3 protein-coding genes are annotated in these 3728 nt (G+C 72.6%); 2 read left to right on the top strand and 1 reads right to left on the bottom strand.

Going from position 1 to position 3728, the window contains the following annotated elements; genetic code table 11:
* Window positions 1-1300, top strand: a 1300-nt coding sequence (locus tag HLK59_RS48910; RefSeq protein ID WP_171148155.1) for an FtsX-like permease family protein, incomplete at its 5' end; no start/stop codon positions are given.
* A gap of 86 nt (window positions 1301-1386) precedes the next feature.
* Here the strand turns inward: HLK59_RS48910 and HLK59_RS48905 are convergent.
* The gene (locus tag HLK59_RS48905) at window positions 1387-1923 is read right to left on the bottom strand and encodes an HNH endonuclease (RefSeq protein WP_171148154.1); all 537 of its coding nucleotides are present in this window, start codon (window positions 1921-1923) and stop codon (window positions 1387-1389) included.
* Between the two features lie 301 nt (window positions 1924-2224).
* Between HLK59_RS48905 and HLK59_RS48900 the strand changes: the two genes are divergently transcribed.
* A complete protein-coding gene (locus HLK59_RS48900; RefSeq protein WP_171148153.1) occupies window positions 2225-3319 on the top strand; it encodes a mechanosensitive ion channel family protein in 1095 nt (364 codons plus the stop codon).
* Window positions 3320-3728 lie beyond the last annotated feature (409 nt).

Here is a 3728-nt window from a genome sequence, read left to right as displayed (position 1 = left end):
GCTCACGGCGGTGGGGGCGGGGCTCGCGACCGCGTTCGCGCTGGCCGCGGTGAGTCTCGCCGCGCTCCAGGGCCGGTACCACGTGCCCGTGGGCGCGGGCCTCCTCAACGACCCCGGCACCCGCTCCGGCGTCATCGTGGTCCTGCTGCTCCTGCTGGTCCCCGTCCTCGGCTTCCTCGGCCAGTGCGCCCGCATCGGGGCCGTGCACCGCGACCGGCGACTGGCCGGGCTGCGGCTGGCGGGGGCCTCGGCGGGGCAGGTGCGGCGGATCGCGGCACTGGAGACGGGGCTGGCCTGTCTGCTCGGCTCGCTGCTCGCCACGATCGCCTCGGTCGTGGTCCTGCTGAGCCAGTGGCGGCACCCGAGCTGGCTCGCCTGGACCGGGATCGCGCTGGTCGGGCTCGGTGTGCCGGCGCTGGGCGCGGCCGCGGGCGCGCTGGCGCTGCGCCGGGTGGTGGCCTCGCCGCTCGGCTGGGTCCGCCGGGTGCGGACGGGATCGGGGCGCGGTTTCTGGGCGCTGTTCGCCGGCGGGGTGCTGGTCGTGGCGGCGGTGGCGCTGGCCGCCGTGTCCAGTACGTCCTCCAACATGCCCGACGGCGGTCTGACGTACGCGAACGGGCCGCTGATGATGGCCGGGCTGCTGCTCCTGGTGGGCGTGGCCGCGGTGGGGATCTCCGGGGCGGTGGCCACGCTGACGGGCCGGTGGCTGGCGCGCCGGGCGCGGACCGCGGCGACGCTGATCGCGGCGGAACGGCTGCGTGAGGACCCCTGGGCCGCGGCCCGCACCCACGCGGCGGTCCTGCTGGTGACGGTCGTCGGGACGGGCTTCGTGGGCGTCCGGCAGGTGCTGCTCACCGAACTGGACTCCAGGAACCCCGACGAGCTCGCCGCGAGCATGTCGTACTACACCACGGGCGTGAACCTGGTCGCCGCCGCGATCGCCGCGACTCTCGTGATCACCCTCTCCGGCCTCGCCGTCGGCACCGCCGAGTCGCTGGCCACCCGCCGCCGGGGCCTGGCCGCGCAGACCGCCGCCGGGGTGCCGCGGCAGGTGCTCGGCCGGGCGCTGCTCCTGGAGACCGCGCTGCCGCTCGCGCCCGCCCTGCTGCTGGGCGGCGCCGGAGGCATGGCGATCGGCGTCTGGTACTCCGGGGCCGCCCCCCAGGAGGGTCCGACCGTCACGCCGTACGCCGCGCTCCTGGTCCCCTTCGCGGTGTACGCCTGCTGTCTGCTCGCCGCCGCCACCTCGCTCCCGCTGCTGCGCCGCTCCCTGAACCCGGCGGAGCTGCGCTACGCGTGAGCGCACGAACGACCGGCCCCGGGGGCACGGGGGACCCCCGGGGCCGGTGCGCAACCGTCAGCGGCTGCACAAAGGCCCGGATCGTGTCAGGCAGAGATGCCGTCGATCCGGGCCATCGCGTCTTCCGCGCCGTACGGCTGCAAGTACGGCAGCCAGCGCGGGTCCCTATGTCCGGTCCCGATGATGCGCCAGGCCAGACCGGTGGGCGGAGCGGGTTTGTGGCGCAGCCGCCATCCGATCTCGAACAGGTGTCGGTCGGCCTTCACGTGGTTGCAGCGGCGGCACGACGCCACCACGTTGTCCCAGACGTGCTTGCCCCCGCGGCTGCGCGGGATGACGTGGTCGACGCTGGTTGCGACGCCACCGCAGTACATGCACCGGCCCCCGTCGCGCGCGAAGAGCGCCCTGCGGGTCAGAGGAACGGGCCCCCGATAGGGAACCCGTACGAATCGCTTGAGCCGGACCACGCTTGGTGCGGGGAGTGTGACGGTCGCGCTGTGCAGGAAGGCGCCGGATTCCTCGAGGGAGACGGCTTTGTTCTCCAGGACGAGGACGAGCGCGCGGCGGAGCGGTACGACGCCCAGTGGCTCGTACGACGCGTTGAGGACCAGGACATGCGGCACGGATGCCTCCTTGGGCGTCGGCGGCGCGTGGCTCGCGCCGGGACGATCTGTAGTCAGTCTCCCCTCATGCCTGGTGGAAACGCCACCATCTCCCGGTAACGGGCTGAGAGTGTTTTCGACCACACATTTCTTCATCCCCAGGTGAGGACGGTCTCTCCCTCGAACATTGCAACGATCCACACACGATGCACCGTTAGTGTGGTGGGTCTGCCGCCCGGTGACCTTTCCGTGACCTTGATGACTGTCACCACCCTTTGACCGCCGTACCGGGAGGCAGACGCTGCACCTGGAGGTACCTGCCGTGTCGTTGTCCGCCGTCCTACTGGCCGCCTCGGCGTCGCCGTCCCCGTCCCCCTCGGACTCGTCGACGCCCGCCGTCCCCTCGCTCCAGGACGCCCAGGAGAGCGCGACGAACGCCGCCAGCTGGGTCGAGCAGAACTGGTCGACCTGGCTGGCGATCGGTCTGCGCGTCCTGCTGATCCTGGTGATCGCGGCGGTACTGAGAGTGGTGGTACGGCGGGCGATCACCAAGCTCATAGATCGCATGAACCGCACGGTCCAGGCGGTCGACGGCACCGCGCTGGGCGGCCTCCTGGTCAATGTCGAGCGCCGCCGTCAGCGCTCCCAGGCGATCGGCTCGGTGCTGCGCTCGGTGGCGAGCTTCATCATCATGGGCACCGCGGCCCTGATGGTCCTGGGCACCTTCGAGATCAACCTGGCCCCGCTCCTCGCCTCCGCGGGTGTCGCGGGTGTGGCGATCGGCTTCGGCGCCCGCAATCTGGTCACCGACTTCCTCTCCGGTGTCTTCATGATCCTGGAGGACCAGTACGGCGTCGGCGACACCGTCGACGCGGGCGTGGCCTCCGGCGAGGTCATCGAGGTCGGCCTGCGCGTGACGAAGCTCCGCGGTGACAACGGCGAGATCTGGTACGTCCGCAACGGCGAGGTCAAGCGCATCGGCAACCTCTCCCAGGGCTGGGCGACGGCCGGCGTGGACGTCACGGTCCGTGCGGAGGAGGACCTGGACAAGGTGAAGGGGACCATCGACGACGTCGCCGAGCGGATGAGCAAGGACGAGCCCTGGAACGAGCTCCTCTGGGGCCCCATCGAGGTCCTCGGCCTCGACAACGTCCTGCTGGACTCGATGGTCGTCCGCGTCTCGGCGAAGACCATGCCGGGCAAGGCCCTGACGGTGGAACGCGAACTCCGCTGGCGCATCAAGCGGGCCTTCGACGCGGCCCAGATCCCCATCGTGGGCGGCCCGGTCGTCCTCACCGACCCCACCCCGGACTCCGACCCGACAGCGGGCATGTCGGCCCCGTCGGCCTACGCCAACACCTCGTCCCCACAGGCCCAGGCGGCCACACCGATAACGCCGCCGAGCGTGACGAAGTAGAGCACTGCCGTACGAAGAAGGCGGCGTCCGGGCTTCCTGGCGCCGCCTCTCGCGTACGGCCGAACGACCATGGCGACATCCCGGCGCGGGGCCGCGTCGCCCCGTCGTATCCGGAGCCGATCGGTCCACAGGCGACGTGGACAGCCTGGCCTGTGGGGCCGGGGCCGGACCTTGGGCCCGGCCGGGCAGGCCAGGCTGGCCACGTCCGCTGTGGACCGACCGGCCCCGCATACGACGCGGCGCGGCGACCCCGCGCCGGGGGGGCGCCATGGGCGTTCGGCCAGACGCGCAAGGGGGGCCGAGAGACCACGGGCGGCGCCTCCTGGGTGCGGCGAGGGTCGACTTGGTGACGCCCGGCAGGGGTAGCCGGATGGGCGCCCGGGCCTGTCGGGGGTGGGGGTGGGGGGGG

The organism is Streptomyces sp. S3(2020), from assembly GCF_013044505.1.
Taxonomy (GTDB): Bacteria; Actinomycetota; Actinomycetes; order Streptomycetales; family Streptomycetaceae; genus Streptomyces.
Note: the sequence above shows the minus strand (reverse complement) of the source record. Positions and strands in the feature narration are given on the sequence as shown.